This window comes from Pseudomonas sp. Tun-23181 (assembly GCF_057415455.1).
Map to the genome: position 1 here is coordinate 3,777,557 of NZ_CM171630.1, position 15,551 is coordinate 3,793,107.

The window sequence follows — 15,551 nt, forward strand, 5'->3', positions numbered from 1 at the left end:
AAGGCCCTCTGCCTGGCAGCGCAGCCAGCGTTGTACGGACAAGCCCGCTCCTCCAGTCGTCAGATCAAGCCGCCTCCCTCATCTTCCTCGATCAGATTGTTCAGCCCACCCAGCGCCTTGCGCGCCGAGGAGCGGCTGAGCAGCTTGGCCTGGGCATCGGCGGGCAGGTCGGTGATGCTGATCACCCCCTTGGTGGTCAGTACCTCGATGAGGTCCTCGAGCACGCGGATCATGTCCAGGTCGCTCTGCTTGAGCTGCCGGAGGCTGTTTTCCACCACGTCGTCGGCGAACCACGCCTGGACCCGGGCATCGTCAGCCGGGAGGATTTCCGTGTACCCGGCATACGGGGCAGCCTCTACCCGCAGCAGCTGACCCGCGGCGTCGCGTTGCACGTAGAACATGGCGTCGATCCTCGTCTGGTTGCCCCTTCATCGTAGGCAGCATAGGCAAGGATCCCAAGACCTGTTGCGCTGGCCTAACAAATGTCATCTTGACATTATTTTTTCAGACTGCTGTAGAATTGACGTAATTCGCAAGATTCTTTCTTTTATGATGTTTTTTTGACGCTTTTCTGCGTCAAAAATCTTGCCCCCTTTGACCCTTCAGGCGAGCGACGCCTACCGCAATCGGTAGGCGTCGCTCCCGAATTTTTAGAGTCACGGTTTTGGCGAAAAATATTCTCTCTTCAGCCATACCCGGCCTTGATGCCGAGCATGGCCAGTTCCATGAGCAGGGTGTGTACTGGCTGGCGTGCGATATGGCCGAAGATGCCGCCATGGTCTGCCGTCAGGTCGTCAACGCCATGGCAGAGGACGCCAAGGCCGCCTTCATCAGCGATGCGCGAGGTATGCGTGAAGTGCTGGATGCGCTCGATCCGGATCTCGGCCCGGGCGAAATGGCGTTGTATGAGGCCGACCGGCAAGCCGCCCTGCACCTGGCCGAGGACTTGTCCCGTATAGAGGCGTCCGGGCGGCTTGTTCTTGCCTTCCTGCCTGCGGCTGTCTGGGAGGGCGGGGACATAGGCCAGTGGTGCCACGAGGTCCGAGACCGCGTGCGCGACACTGGGGCAGTCCTGCTGGTGGTCAGCGAAGGCCAGAGTGTCTGGCTGGTCGAGCAATTGAGAGCGCACAACCAGAATCTCGATGGCATGGCGCAACTGTATCGCGGCCAGGGTGGCATGCGTTACCTGCTGCATTTCTGGAGCAATGCACTGGGTGTCGTCGGTACCGAGGATGTCGAACTCACCCATGATGCCGGTGGTTTCGCACTGGCTGGCCGTCCTCATTCGCTGGGCAGGACCGGGGGCGATGAACTGCTTTGCCTGGCGCAGCGCAAGGTTCTGGAGGGCGCACCGGCCTTCTCCGAGCATTGGCAGTTGTTCGACAGTGTTTCCGAACTTGGCGTCAGGGCCGGCGTGGCAGTATCGGCGACGGTGATCTTCGCCATGGAGGGTGGGCAGCGGCTCGACATCCTGGCCCAACAACTCCATACCCTGCGCCAGTTGCGCGGCAATGCGTTGAAATTGGTGGTCCGCGAGATGGCGCCCACCTTGCGATACCAGGACGAGCAACTGTTGCTGGCATGTGGCGCCAGCCTGATCGTGCCCTTCGGTGCCAGCCTGTCGCGCTTTCTGACGCAGGTCGACAGCATTCAGGGTTATGCCTGGCGCCGACGCCTGCCCAGCGATTTCGAGGCACTGCTCACTCGGCTGAGGCCGCTACCGGTGTGTGGCCTTGTGGCGCCGCGGGTGTTCGCCGAGGCGGTACAGCAGATGTGGCAAGGCCGGCGCAATGGCGAGATCGTCCATCAGTTGCTGGTGTTGCGCCCTGCACCCGGCTTGTCGCCGTTGCAGGCCTGCTCGCGTAGCCTGTTCCGCCGCGATGGCGATATCGCGTGCATCGCCGATGGCGTGTTGTACCTGTTCCTGTTCGCCTGCCGGGCGGAGGGTGTCGAACAGGCGTTGGACTATATCTTCCAGTTGTCCTGGCGGGAGCTCTTCATCGGCCAGGAGCTGCTCGATGACCTCGGTGCCTTGGAAGCCCCTGCATTTCTCGACGAGACCGTGCCGGAATCGCCAAGCGTCGAGTCGGCCAGCATGCCGCTGTCGCAGGTACGCCCGGCGCTGAACCCCCGGCGGATATCGCTGCAGCAGTGGGAAGCTGCATGAATTTCTCGCAACTGCTGCAGGTCATGGCCATCACCGCGCTGGTCACATTGATCCTGGTGCTTTCCATCCTGCACCTGAAGACCCTGATCCAGGGTTGGCTCAAGCACCGCCTGGCGCCCCGACGCCTGAAGGCCCTGGGCGTGCGTAGGCGTGGGGAGAGCCGGCATGAATAGCCCGGCATCGATCGCCAACCCGCTGGCCCGTTGGCCGGGGCTGGGCCTCTGGAACCTGTATTTCCTGGCGAAGTTCCTCATGCTCGGTGCAGGCTTGCTGGATTTCCAGGCATTGCCCAACCTGCTCTTCGCCGCGTTCTTGCTGGTGCCGCTGCCATGGCGCTGGCTGCGCATCGGGCGACAGCTGCTGGCGGTGCCGATCGGGATCGTGCTGTTCTACCAGGACACCTGGCTCCCGCCGTTCCAGCGGCTGCTGGCACAGCCGGGTGTGTTCGACTTCACCGCAGACTACCTGCTGGAGCTGCTGGGCCGTTTCATCAACTGGAACCTGTTGGGCACCCTGCTGCTGTTGGTGGTGGCTTACTTTTACCTGCGTCACTGGTTGCGCCTGAGCACCCTGAGCCTGGCCGGGCTGTTGTGGCTGGCCGCGAGCGGGTTGTCATCGATCGCGCCGGTCGTCTCGCGGCAGGCGACGGCCGAGGTCACCACGCAACAGGCAACTGTTACGGTGGCCGACAACGCCACCCTCGATGCCAAGCTGAAAAGCTTCTTCGACAGCGAGCGCCAGCGTGCCACCCTGTTCCCGGCTGCAAGGTCCGACGAGCAGCCCTTCGACCTGTTGGTGATCAACGTCTGTTCGCTCGCCTGGGATGATCTCTCGACCGTAGGCCTGCACGACAACCCGCTGTTCGCACGCCTGGACGTGATCTTCGAGCAATTCAACTCGGCCACCTCGTACAGTGGGCCGGCGGCCATTCGCATGCTGCGCGCCAGCTGTGGCCAGGCCTCGCACGACATGCTGTACCAACCGACGCCCGAGCAGTGCCTGCTGTTCGAGAACCTCGCCAGGCTGGGCTTCGAGCGCGAGACACTGCTCAACCACAGCGGGCATTTCGATGGCTTCCTGGACGATATCGTCAACCAGCGCATGCCGCAGCCGGCGTTGACCAATGCCGACTTTCCCCGCGCGCTGGTCGGCTTCGATGGCTCGCCGATCGCCAGTGACCTGGCTGTCCTGCAGCGCTGGTGGGAGCGCCGCCTGGCTTCCGGTGAGGCGCATGTCTCGCTGTTCTATAACACCATCAGCCTGCATGACGGCAACCGGGTAGTGATGGCCGATGGGGGCACGCGTGCCGCCGACTACGGTAGCCGGGCGAACCGCCTGTTCGATGAGCTTGGCAAGTTCCTCGATGAGTTGCAGCGCAGCGGCCGGCGTGTCGTGGTGGCGATCGTGCCGGAGCATGGCGCGGCGCTGCATGGCGACCGCATGCAACTGCCCGGCATGCGCGAGATCCCTACGCCGTCGATCACCCACGTGCCGGTGGGCCTGAAGTTCATCGGCATGGACCAACCCGATCGCCGCGAGCCGCTTCGCGTTGCGGCGCCCTCCAGCTACCTGGCCCTGTCCGAGCTGGTGTCCCGGATCTACGCCAACCAGGGCGCCGGGCAAACGCTGGACGTGGCCGGCCTGCTCGAGGGCCTTCCCACCACCGAGCACGTGGCTGAGACCTCCGGTGCACAGGTAATGGATTTCCAGGGCAGCACCTACATGCGCCTGCAAGGGCAGCGTGACTGGCAGCCATTACCCAAGGAGAGCAATCGATGACGAGCAAAGCCGACCCGGCCAACCGTAGCGATGACATCACCCGGCTGCGTCAGCACCTAGGCCTGCCAGAGCTGCATTACCAGGACATCTCCATGATGGTTGGCGTGCGCCAGGCGCTGGAGCGTTGGCCACTGCTGGGCGAAAGCTGTACGCGGGCGCTGGGTGAACTCGGCAACCCAGCAGCGCCCGCTCCCAAGGCGACCGTGCCATGACCAGCCTTGCACTGCACGGGCTGCGTGGTGGCCTGGGTCGCAGCGCCCTGCTCGCTGCCCTGGGATATGCCCTGCGGGAACTGGGTGAGCGGGTGTTGCTGGTCGACCTGTGCCCGGACAACCTGCTGGGGCTGCACTTCAACCTGCCGCTCGCTGGCGGTGACGGCTGGGCGCGTGCCGAGTTGGATGGGCGACCGTTCGACGATCCGGTGTACGAAGTGCTCGACGGCTTGTGCGTGATGCCATTCGGCGATCTCGACGAAACGGCCCACGCCAGCCTGGCAGGCAAGATCACGCCCGGTGCCTGGCGTCCACGCCAGGCACAATTGACCCGGCACTTCGACTGGGTGCTGTTCGACCTGCCCATGGCTGGCCCGTTGAGTGCCCTCGAAACGGACGTGCGCGTGCTGGTCGCCGAGGCCGAGATGGCCAGCCACGTACTGCTGGGGCGTCGGGCGCTGGAGCGCTACGACTTGTTGCTGGTCAACCGTTTCGACCCGGCCAGCCGCTTGCAGAGCGATGTGCTGATGGTCTGGCGCAGGCTCTACCACCGCCGCCTGCCCTTGCAGGTGGTGCACCGTGACGAGGCCTTTGCCGAGGCATTCGCCTGCAAGGCGCCGGTCGGGCACTACGCGCCCCAGAGCCTGGCCACCCGTGACGTGCAGAGCCTGGCCGTGCGCTGCCTGACGAGGCGGCAGTCATGAAGCTGTCGTCTTCGAATCCCTACGGCTACTTCATCGCCCAAGGCGCAAGCTGGCCAACGGCCTTGCTGTTCACCTTGGGCACGTGGCTCGCTTTTCTCCTGTTGCGCCTGGAGTCGCCAGCCTGGCAGGCGCTGCTGGCTGACCGTCGGCGGCTGTTCCCGCAGGTGGCCGGCAAGCGGCCGACCCTGGGTGACCCGCTGCGCCTGCTGATCCAGGGTGCCTGGCTGCTCATCCGGCGTGAGCCGAGGCCACGCAGCCCAGGCCTCCTGGCGCGTGCCGGGCAGGCCCCGGGTGGCATCGCCGGTGGCTTGGCCAGACGTGTGCGTTCGTACCATGCGTGCCTGATCGAAGGATTGCAGCAAGTGCCCAGGCGCATGCGCACCAGCGCCTTGCAACGCGAGGCGGCCCAAGGCCTGCAACGCCTGAGCGTTGGCGCCCGACGGCTGTTCTATACGGTGCTCACCTTGTGCGCACTGGCGTTGGCGCTGCTGTGCGTGACCGAGCCGTTCGGCTATCTGGCGCAGTTGGTGTTCATCTTGCTGCTATGGGGTATCGCCCTGCTGGTGCGCCACATGCCTGGCCGCTTTCCGACACTGATGCTGATCGTGCTGTCGACGATCATTTCCTGCCGCTACCTGTGGTGGCGCTATACCTCGACACTGAACTGGAACGACACCACGGACCTGGTCTGTGGGCTGATCCTGCTGGTTGCCGAGACCTATTCCTGGTTCGTGCTGATCCTGGGGTATATCCAGACCTGCTGGCCCCTGGAGCGCAAGCCGGCGGCCCTGCCGGCCGAGCCTTCGCACTGGCCGACGGTGGACCTGATGATCCCCACCTACAACGAGGACCTCGCGGTGGTGCGTACCACCGTGCTCGCGGCCCTGGGCCTGGACTGGCCCAGGGAGCGCCTGCGCATCCACCTGCTCGACGACGGACGCCGGGAAGCCTTCGCCGCCTTCGCCGCCGAGGTAGGCGTCGGCTACATCACCCGGCCAGACAACAAGCACGCCAAGGCCGGCAACCTCAACCATGCCTTGGGCGTCACCGATGGCGAACTGGTTGCGATCTTCGACTGCGACCATGTGCCGGTACGCTCCTTCCTGCAGATGACGGTCGGCTGGTTTCTCAAGGACCCGCGTCTGGCGCTGGTGCAGACGCCCCACCATTTCTTCTCGCCCGACCCGTTCGAGCGCAACCTGGGGACCTTCCGCCGCCGGCCCAACGAAGGCGAGCTGTTCTACGGCCTGATACAGGACGGCAACGACATGTGGAACGCCGCCTTCTTCTGCGGCTCCTGCGCCGTGCTGCGACGCAGCGCCCTGGAGAGCATCGGCGGTTTCGCCGTGGAGACCGTGACCGAGGACGCCCATACCGCCCTGCGCCTGCATCGCCAGGGCTGGAACTCAGCCTACCTGCGTATCCCACAGGCTGCCGGGCTGGCCACCGAAAGCCTGTCGGCGCATATCGGCCAGAGGATCCGCTGGGCACGCGGCATGGTGCAGATCTTCCGCACCGACAACCCGCTGTTCGGCCGTGGCCTGAGCCTGTTCCAACGGGTCTGCTACGCCAACGCCATGCTGCATTTTCTGGCGGGCCTGCCACGGCTGGTGTTCCTCACCGCGCCACTGGCATTCCTGTTCCTGCATGCCTACATCATCTACGCACCGGCGCTGATGATCCTGCTCTACGTACTGCCGCACATGATCCATGCCAGCCTGACCAACGCCCGCATGCAGGGCAAGTACCGGCAGACCTTCTGGGGCGAGGTCTACGAGACGGTACTGGCCTGGTATATCGCCCGGCCCACCACGGTCGCCCTGCTGGCGCCGAAGAAGGGCACGTTCAACGTCACAGCCAAAGGTGGGTTGATGGAGCAGAGCCAGTTCGACTGGCGTATCGCCCGGCCGTACCTGTTGTTGGCAGTGCTCAATTTCGCGGGCCTCGGTTTCGCCGCCTGGCGCTTGTTCACAGGCCCGGTCGATGAGATCGGCACGGTCATCGTCAGTTCGCTCTGGGTGATCTACAACCTGCTGATCATCGGCGCGGCGGTGGCCGTGGCGGCCGAGGTTCGCCAGGTGCGCCGCGCACATCGGGTACGGATGCACCTGCCGGCCGCCTTGGTCCTGGACAACGGGCACGCCTACCCGTGCACCTTGGTGGACTACTCCGATAGCGGCATCGGCCTGGAGCTGGGCGATGGCCTGGCACCCATGCCTGGCGAGCGGGTGCGCCTGCTGCTCAGCCGTGGCGAGCGTGAGTTTGCCTTCGGTGCACGGGTCAGCCGCCGTGTTGGCCGGCACCTGGGCCTGACCTTCGATGCGCTGGATGTGCAACAGCGCATCGACCTGGTGCACTGCACCTTCGCCCGCGCCGATGCCTGGCTGGGCTGGCAGGAGCAGCACCAGCCCGACCGCCCGCTGCGCAGCCTGGTCGATGTCCTGAAACTGGGCGGTGTCGGCTACCTGCAGTTGCTCGAGCACGTCCCGGCCCGCCTGCTGGGGCCCCTGCAACCCCTGGTCCTGCTGGTGCGCTGGCTGGCCAGTTTCATGCCGCGTACCCCGCGCCCACTCCCTTCCACGAACCTTCTGACCCGAGACGCATCATGACCCGTTACTGCGCACATGCCTGGGGCATGGCGATGGCGCTGCTCGCCTCCGTGTTCCAGGTAACCGCCGCCGCGACCCCGGCCACCCTCGATGTGCCTGCCGAGCCGGTGGTACCCAACTGGCCTGTGTCGAGGACGTTCGAGCAGCTTGGGCACCCAGCCGATACCTTGTTGCTCGGCGTGCGCAACAACGAGCAGGTCGAGTTCGGCGTGCGCCGCGATCGGCTGGCCACCGAGGCGCTCCTGCAACTGGACTACACCCCGTCGCCAGCACTGTTGCCGACCCTGTCGCACCTGCGGGTCTACCTCAATGACGAGCTGATGGGCGTGCTGCCAGTGGAGAAGGAGCAGCTTGGCCAGCGCGTGCAGCGCCAGTTGCCCCTCGACCCCAAGCTGATCGGCGATTTCAACCGGGTGCGCCTGGAGTTCGTGGGGCACTACACCGACATCTGCGAAGACCCTGCACACAGCGGCTTGTGGCTGAACCTCAACCGCAAGAGCGAGGTCCGCCTGCGCGAACAGGCGCTGGCGATGGAAAACGACCTGGCCTTCTTCCCGCTGCCGTTCTTCGATGCTAGGGATACCGGCAAGGTCGACCTGCCGGTGATCTTCGCAGCGACCCCGACCCTCGGCGAGCAGCGTGCCGCTGCGATCCTGTCTTCGTACTTCGGCAGCCAGGCCGGCTGGCGCAAGGCGACCTTCCCGGTGCTCTTCGATCACCTGCCAGTCGCTGGCGAGCGGCCGAAACCGGCCATCGTCTTCGCCAGCAATGAACGCCGTCCCTCGTTCCTGGCCGATTACGAGCGGTTTCCACGCGTGGATGGCCCGGTGGTGCAGATGATCGACCACCCGCAAGACCCTTGGAGCAAGTTGCTGCTGGTACTGGGCCGCGACGACGCCGACCTGGTCAAGGCCGCCTCGGCGCTGGCGGTGGGCAACGAACTGTTCCGCGGTGCCCGGGTGGCGGTCGAGCAGATGAGCGAGTTGCAGCCACGCAAGCCCTACGATGCACCGAACTGGACACGCACCGACCGCCCGGTTCGCTTCGCCGAATTGCTCGACTACCCCCAGCAACTGCAGGTCAGTGGCTTGCAGCCGAGGGCGATCACGCTCGATGTGAACCTGCCGCCGGACCTGTTCGTCTGGCGTAACCAGGGTATTGCGCTGCGCACCTTGTATCGCTATACACCGCCAGCGGTCACCGACGAGTCGCGCCTGAGCATCAGCGTCAACGACCAGTACATCACCAGCATGCCGCTGGTCGGTAACGACCGCCGTGGCGGCACGCTGGAAGAGCTGCGCCTGAGTGTCCTGTCCAGCGACAGCACCGCGCTGAGCGAGCAGGCACTGGTACCTGCGCTGAAGATCGGCGACCGCAACCGCCTGCGTTTCGACTTCAGCTTCGCCAGCAAGCTCGGCAGTGCCCAGCGCGATCACTGCCAGACCTCCTTGCCGGTGGATGTGCGTGCGGCCATCGACGAGAACTCGACGATCGACCTCTCCGGCTACCACCACTACATCGCCATGCCCGACTTGCGCGCCTTCGCCCGCAGCGGCTTCCCTTTCAGCCGCATGGCCGACTTGTCCGAGACGCTGATCCTGATGCCCGCCAAGCCCACGCCGATGCAGGTGGGGACCTTGCTCGACGTGGTGGCGGGTGTGGCCGGCCATGTCGGTTATCCGGCCCTGGGCGTACGCATTGTCGATGACTGGAAGCAGGCCAGCACCGTGGATGCCGACCTGTTGGTGATCGGCACGTTGCCGCAGGCGCTGGGCCAGGAGCGCAACCTCGGCCTGCTGCTCGATGCCCAGCGTGACTGGCTGTTGCAAGGGCGTGCGTCGGGGCTCCCTGGCAGCGACCGCTTCGACACCGCATCGGTATTGCCCAGCAGCCGCGTGGACGTCAGTGCCCAGGCGCCGATCGCCGCGATCACCGGGCTCAAGTCACCGTTCCATGAGCAACGGAGCGTGGTCGCACTGTTGGCCAATACCGACGCCGACCATGCGCTGCTGCGTGATGTCCTTGGCGATGTCGGCAAGCTCGACGCCGTGGCGGGCTCGGTCACCCTGGCGCGCAGCAGTGGGGTGAGCAGCCAGTTCGTCGGCGAACATTATTTCGTCGGCCAACTGCCCTGGTGGCTGCTGCTGTGGTTCCATCTGTCCGAGCACCCGGTGCTGCTTGCACTTGTCGCTGCCGTCAGCGTGGTGCTGTTCGCCTTCTTGCTGTGGCGCGCGCTGCGTTGGGCCGCCCGGCGCCGACTGGGCGAGGCAGGCTGAACATGCGGCGGCTTGTGCTACTGCTTTTGGCGCTTGCCCTGCCCACGGTCGCCGGTGCAGCGCCAACCTGCGCATGGCCGGCCTGGGAGCGCTTCAAGACGGCGCTGGTGAGCGGGGACGGGCGGGTCATCGACCCCAGTGACGCGCGCCTGATCACCACCTCGGAAGGGCAGAGCTACGGCCTGTTCTTCGCCCTGGTGAACAATGATCGGGCGACCTTCGCGCAGTTGCTGCGCTGGACCACCAACAACCTGGCCCAGGGTGACCTGGCCCGTCATCTGCCGGCCTGGTTGTGGGGACGCGACGCCCAGGGGCAATGGCAGGTGCTCGACGCCAACAATGCCAGCGATGCCGACCTGTGGATCGCCTACAGCCTGCTCGAAGCCGGCCGACTGTGGCAGGCGCCCGGCTATACCCAGCTCGGCCAGCACCTGCTCTGGCGCATCGCCGCCCAGACACTGCGCAAGCTGCCCGGCCTGGGGGTGATGCTGCTGCCGGCCGACCATGGCTTCGAGGATGCACGGGGCTGGCGCCTGAACCTGAGCTACCTGCCCCTGCAACTGCTCGACCGATTCGCCCAGGTCGACCCGCTGTGGGGCGAGCTCGCCGGCAATACCCGCCGCCTGCTGCGCGAGGCCTCTGCGAAAGGGTTTGCGCCGGACTGGTTGCTGTGGACCGCTGCCGGCACCATCGCGCCGGACCCGCAGCACGGCAATACCGGTGCCTATGACGCCATCCGCGTCTACCTGTGGCTCGGCATGCTCGCCAAGGATGCTGCGCAACGTGTCGAACTGCAGCACCACTTCGCGCCGATGGTCGCGCTGACGGTGCGAAACGGTCAGCCACCGGAAACCGTGGATGTGCGCAGTGGCCAGGCGAGCGGTGCCGGGCCGGGAGGCTTCTCGGCCGCGCTGCTGCCCTTGCTGGCCGTGGCGCCTGACGCCGGCCCAGGCCTGAGGGCCCAACGGCTGCGTCTGCAAGAACAGGCGATCGAGCCCCGTGCCTACTACAACCAGGTGCTGGCGCTGTTCGGCCAGGGCTGGGATGAGGCGCGTTATCGCTTCGACAAAGCGGGGCGGCTGCTGCCGGCCTGGAGTGCGTCATGTACCGATTGATTGGCATCGTGTTGCTGGCAGGGCTTTCCAGCCAGGTCGCGGCGCAACCGAGCGACCGCAACGAGCAGCGTCAATGGCTGCTCGAGCAGATCCGCATGGGCGAGGCGTTGCACCGCGATGACTTGGTGCGCGATGCCTTGGGTCGCTTGCGTCTGCTTGAACCGGGCGATGCCGAGGTGTTGCTGGCGTCGTTGCGCCTGGCTCTGCGCGAGCGCGACGAGGCACAGGCCAGCCAGTTGCTGGCGCGTATCAGCCAGGTGGCGCCTGGCAGTGTGCAGGAACGCAATGCCAGGCGTCTGCTCGAGCTGCAGCAGCCTGAAGGCAACCGGCGCCTGCAGCAGGCTCGCCTGATGGCGATCACTGGCCGCAATGCGGAGGCGGCCGCTTTGTACGAGCAATTGTTCGCCGGTGATCCGCCGAGCCTGGACCTGGCGCTGGACTACTGGCGCGTGCGCAGCAACGTGCCCGGCCAGCGCCTGGAAGCGATCGACCGGCTGCAGGCGCTGGATCGCCAGTACCCAGGCAATGCCGCGTTGCGTCAGACGCTGGTGGGGCTGTTGTTCGCCGAGAACCGCGATACCGAGGCCCTGGCCGTGCTGGAGCAATTGTCCCGCGACCCAGGTGCACGCGATGCGGCTGCCCAGCGGGAGTTCGACTACCTGTCCGAGCAATCGGTGAGCCGTGACAGCGTTGCCGCCTGGCAAGCGTTCGTCCAGCGCTACCCGGCCTCACCGCTGCTGCCCAAGGCCGGTGAAGTACTGGCACAGCAGCGCCGCCTGGTCGCCGATCCCGCCTGGCAGGCGGGCCAGCATGGCCTGCGCCTGCTCGAGCAGGGACGCTACATCGAGGCCGAGGCCCAGTTGCGCCGGGCCCTGCGCCAGTATCCTGGCGATGCCAGGCTGCACGGCGCCTTGGGTTCGACGTTGATGGGGCAGCGCCGCTATGAGGACGCCAATGCTGCCTTCCGGCTGGCCGCCAGCAAGGAGCAGGACACCCACTGGATGAGCAAATGGAACGACCTGGAAGCGTCCAGTCGCTACTGGGGCCAGCTCAAGAAGGCCGACCTGGCCCTGGAGCAGGGCAATGTCCCGCTTGCCCGGTCGCTCTACCAGCAGGCGCGCAAGCAGCGCCCTGGGGATGAGTTCGCCGTGCTCGGCCTGGCCGATGTCGCCGTGGCCGAAGGCGACCAGGCCACGGCCGAACGCCTGTTCCTCCAGGCGCGGCGCCTGGCACCGGACAACGAGAGCGCCGTGCGTGGCTTGTTGCGGATCTACCAGGCGCAATCGCCGGACAAGGCCCGAGCCTACCTGGACGGGCTGCCGCCCCGGCAACAGGCAGCGTTCGCCGACCTGCGCCGTGGTCTGGAACTGGAGCGGTTGCGTGGCGAGGGTGACGCTGCCATGCAGCGGCAGGACTGGCTCGCGGCGAGCCAGGCCTTGGACCGGGCCGTCGAGCTCGCGCCCGATGAGCCGTGGCTGGTTTATTCGCTGGCCGGCAGCCTGCATCAACAGGGGCGCCTGAGCGAGGCCGATGCCGCATTCGCCAGGCTGCTGCGGCGTCACCCGGCTGCCCCGGCGGCCCGTTATGCCCATGGCCTGTTCCTGGAATCCACTGATCGCGATGCGCTGGCATTGGACAGCCTGGCTCGCGTACCGAAGGGCGCCTGGAGCGACGACATGCGCACGTTGGATCAGCGCGTGCGTCGCCGCGTGACCCTGGCCAAGGCCCGGCAGCTGCGCGACCAGGGGCGCGAAGCCGAGGCTACGGCACTGCTGGAGGCCAGCCTGGCCGGCGGCGAGGGCGACCCCGATGACCTGCTGACGTTGGCCGACTGGGCCATGACCCGCGGTGACCACAAGGCTACCCAGGCGTATTACGCGCGCGTGCTGGCGCGTCAGCCGGAGCAGCCCGAGGCGCGTCTTGGCCTGATCGAAAGCTGGATCGCCGAAGGCGACCTGCCGCGAGCTCGCCAGGCGCTTGAGCGACACCCGGTGCACTTCCCTGCTGGGCAGAATGACGCCCAGCGCCGCCTGGCCAATGCCTGGCTGGCGGTCGGCGAGCGAGACAAAGCCGCGACGCTGCTCGACCGGCTGCTGGCCGAGCAGACGCAACCTGACCCGCTGCTGCGCCGCGATGCCGCGCGCCTGGCGAGCGCGCAGGCGCCACAGCGGGCACTGGACGTGTACGCCGCGGCGATGGCCGATGCCGACCTGCTGGACCGCCACGCGGTGGCACCGCGTGACGACCGTGCCTTGACCTTCGCCAGCCGGGCGCGTGATGAGGACGACTGGCTGGCGCGCAGCCTGCGCAGCGATGTCGACGAACTGTATCGACGGCACAACCCCAGCATCACCCTGATGCACGACTATGGCTGGCGCAATGACAGCGGTACCGCCGGGATTTCCAGGCTGGCCACCCAATCCACCCTGCTGCATGCCGACGCACCTTGGCAGGACGGCAAGGCGTTCGTCCGGCTCGAGCGGATCGGCCTGGATGCCGGGCGCTTCGACCTGGATGACGATGGCCTGCATCGCGAGGCCTTCGGCACTTGTCAGGTCTCGGGCGAACAGCTCGAGTCGGGGTGTGTCGGCGGTAGGCAACGCGCCAATGGCCGGATCATGGCGCTGGGCTGGGAAGGTGAGCGCTGGGCCGCCGACCTGGGCACCACCGATGGCTTCGAGGTCGACAACTGGCTCGGCGGCGCTACGGTCAATGGTGACCTGGGGCAATACGGCTGGTCGCTGACCGCCTCGCGGCGGCCGATGAGCAACTCGCTGCTGTCCTTTGGCGGCGCCAAGGACCCGCGTACCGGCATACGCTGGGGGGGTGTCACTGCCAACGGCGCCACGCTTGGCCTGAGCTGGGATCAGGGTGGTGATGATGGCGTCTGGGCCAGCCTCGGCCATCACTGGCTGCGTGGCGAGAACGTTGCCGATAACCAGCGGACCCGGGCCATGGCGGGTTATTACTACCGCCTGGTGGAAAGGGCTGATGAGCGCATGCGCATCGGCCTTACCGTGATGCACTGGCGCCACGACAAGGACCTGGGCGACTACACCTTGGGCCAGGGTGGCTACTACAGCCCGGAGCGCTACAACTCCATCGGCGTGCCGTTCAGCTATGCCTGGCGCAACTACGATTGGTCGGTGCTGCTGGAGAGTTCGGTCAGTTGGTCCCAGGCCAGGAGCGGCAGCCAGCCGCGTTACCCGAAAGGTTCGCTGAACGCCAAGGCGCTGGATCGCTATGACATCGCCACCTCGAACATCGGCGACGTCAGCGAGGGGAGTACCAGCAATGGCCTGGGCTACCACCTCAGGGGGTTGTTCGAGCGGCGCTTGAGCGACCACTGGGCGCTTGGTGGCGGCTTCGACTGGCGATACAGCGACGACTATGCGCCAAGCCACGCCATGCTCTACGTGCGCTACCTCTTCGACCCGTGGCGCGGCAACCTTCTGCTGCCGGTGCAGCCCCTGGAGCCTTACAGCGAGTGGCGGTGAGTGTAGTGGGGCTGCGAAGCAGCCCAGAATCTGCTGCATGACACCTGTTCTGCGAACACCGCTGAGCCCGATCGGCATCTTGAAAGGCCATGAAACCCGCCATATCAATATTCTTTAAAGATATTTAAATAATATTTCTTATGCTTTTATAGTTACTCCCACTGCGTACCTGCCGACCAATCGGCGCGCCGCACGACCTGAACCCACACGGGAAATCCCCGTGCGTTTCTAATCGTTGCGCGCCCTGAAGTCGCGCACTGCGTGGGAGTGAACAATGCCAGCCGCCTCGAACGCCTTGTCGTCCATCGACAGCGCCCAGCCGCAATCCTTTGAAATCCGCCCGTTCGCCGGTGCCGTCGGCGCCGAGATCGTCGGTCTCGACCTGGCCAGGCCGGTCAACACCGAGGATTTCAGCCGAATCCATCGCGCCCACCTCGACCACCACGTCCTGGTGTTTCGCGACCAGCGCATCACTCCAGAGCAGCAGATCGCCTTCAGCCGCCGTTTCGGCGAGCTGCAGATCCATGTGCTCAAGCAGTTCCTGCTCGAAGGGCACCCTGAGATCCTCATCGTTTCTAACATCATCGAAGACGGCCGCAACATCGGCCTGGGCGATGCCGGCAAGTTCTGGCACTCGGACCTCTCCTACAAGGAGCTCCCAAGCCTTGGTTCCATGCTGCACGCCCAGGAGCTGCCCAGCGAAGGCGGCGACACCCTCTTCGCCGACATGCACAAGGCCTGGGAGGCGGTGCCCGAAGCGCTGCGCCAGGTGGTCGAGGGGCGCAGCGCGGCACACTCCTACACCGCGCGTTACGCCGAGACCCGGTTCGAGGGTAACTGGCGACCGACCCTGACCGCCGAGCAGCTCGCCCAGGTCAAGGAAGTCATCCACCCCATCGTGCGCACCCACCCGGAAAACGGCCGCAAGGCGTTGTTCGTCAGTGAAGGCTTCACCACGCGCATCGTCGGCCTGCCGGAGGACGAAAGCCGCGATGTGCTGCAGCAGCTCTACGCCCTGAGCGTGCTCGAAGCGAACATCTACCGCCATCAGTGGCAGCCCCATGACCTGGTGTTCTGGGACAACCGCTCGCTGATCCACCTGGCCACCGGCTGCCCCGCACACCTGCGGCGCAAGCTGTACCGCACCACCATCCAGGGCGATGCCCCGTTCTGACCTCATCAGGAGAGTTCC

The 15,551-nt window shown here is 65.9% G+C and carries 11 protein-coding genes; 10 read left to right on the plus strand and 1 reads right to left on the minus strand.

The features are described from left to right. Positions 1–59: 59 nt before the first annotated feature. On the minus strand, positions 60–401 hold the full coding sequence (locus tag ACDI39_RS17975; protein ID WP_225787701.1) for a tryptophan synthase subunit beta: 342 nt from the start codon (positions 399–401) through the stop codon (positions 60–62). 263 nt (positions 402–664) lie between these two features. On the opposite strand from ACDI39_RS17975, the gene bcsE reads away from it, so the two are divergent. From bcsE to ACDI39_RS18025, 10 genes are all read left to right on the plus strand, one after another. Continuing rightward, positions 665–2,167 carry a cellulose biosynthesis protein BcsE gene (gene bcsE / locus ACDI39_RS17980; RefSeq protein WP_262923730.1) on the plus strand — a complete coding sequence of 501 codons (1,503 nt, stop codon included), beginning with the start codon at positions 665–667 and terminating at the stop codon, positions 2,165–2,167. Then, on the plus strand, positions 2,164–2,340 hold the full coding sequence (bcsF, locus tag ACDI39_RS17985) for a cellulose biosynthesis protein BcsF (RefSeq protein WP_225787700.1): 177 nt from the start codon (positions 2,164–2,166) through the stop codon (positions 2,338–2,340). The genes bcsE and bcsF overlap by 4 nt, the downstream gene beginning before the upstream one ends. Further along, a complete protein-coding gene (gene bcsG, locus ACDI39_RS17990) occupies positions 2,333–3,946 on the plus strand; it encodes a cellulose biosynthesis protein BcsG (protein WP_486536967.1) in 1,614 nt (537 codons plus the stop codon). Before bcsF ends, bcsG begins: the two co-directional genes overlap by 8 nt. Next, the gene (bcsR, locus tag ACDI39_RS17995) at positions 3,943–4,158 is read left to right on the plus strand and encodes a cellulose biosynthesis protein BcsR (RefSeq protein ID WP_225787698.1); all 216 of its coding nucleotides are present in this window, start codon (positions 3,943–3,945) and stop codon (positions 4,156–4,158) included. Before bcsG ends, bcsR begins: the two co-directional genes overlap by 4 nt. Beyond that, positions 4,155–4,862, plus strand: a complete 708-nt coding sequence (bcsQ, locus tag ACDI39_RS18000; protein WP_253081309.1) for a cellulose biosynthesis protein BcsQ — start codon at positions 4,155–4,157, stop codon at positions 4,860–4,862. Before bcsR ends, bcsQ begins: the two co-directional genes overlap by 4 nt. Continuing rightward, positions 4,859–7,471 carry a UDP-forming cellulose synthase catalytic subunit gene (gene bcsA / locus ACDI39_RS18005; RefSeq protein ID WP_486536968.1) on the plus strand — a complete coding sequence of 871 codons (2,613 nt, stop codon included), beginning with the start codon at positions 4,859–4,861 and terminating at the stop codon, positions 7,469–7,471. The genes bcsQ and bcsA overlap by 4 nt, the downstream gene beginning before the upstream one ends. After that, complete coding sequence (bcsB, locus tag ACDI39_RS18010; protein ID WP_486536969.1) at positions 7,468–9,747, plus strand: cellulose biosynthesis cyclic di-GMP-binding regulatory protein BcsB; 2,280 nt, start codon at positions 7,468–7,470, stop codon at positions 9,745–9,747. The genes bcsA and bcsB overlap by 4 nt, the downstream gene beginning before the upstream one ends. 2 nt (positions 9,748–9,749) lie before the next feature. Next, on the plus strand, positions 9,750–10,862 hold the full coding sequence (gene bcsZ, locus ACDI39_RS18015) for a cellulose synthase complex periplasmic endoglucanase BcsZ (RefSeq protein ID WP_253081311.1): 1,113 nt from the start codon (positions 9,750–9,752) through the stop codon (positions 10,860–10,862). After that, positions 10,850–14,359 carry a cellulose synthase complex outer membrane protein BcsC gene (gene bcsC / locus ACDI39_RS18020; RefSeq protein WP_225787693.1) on the plus strand — a complete coding sequence of 1,170 codons (3,510 nt, stop codon included), beginning with the start codon at positions 10,850–10,852 and terminating at the stop codon, positions 14,357–14,359. The genes bcsZ and bcsC overlap by 13 nt, the downstream gene beginning before the upstream one ends. A gap of 274 nt (positions 14,360–14,633) precedes the next feature. Then, a complete protein-coding gene (locus tag ACDI39_RS18025) occupies positions 14,634–15,533 on the plus strand; it encodes a TauD/TfdA dioxygenase family protein (RefSeq protein WP_225787692.1) in 900 nt (299 codons plus the stop codon). Positions 15,534–15,551 lie beyond the last annotated feature (18 nt).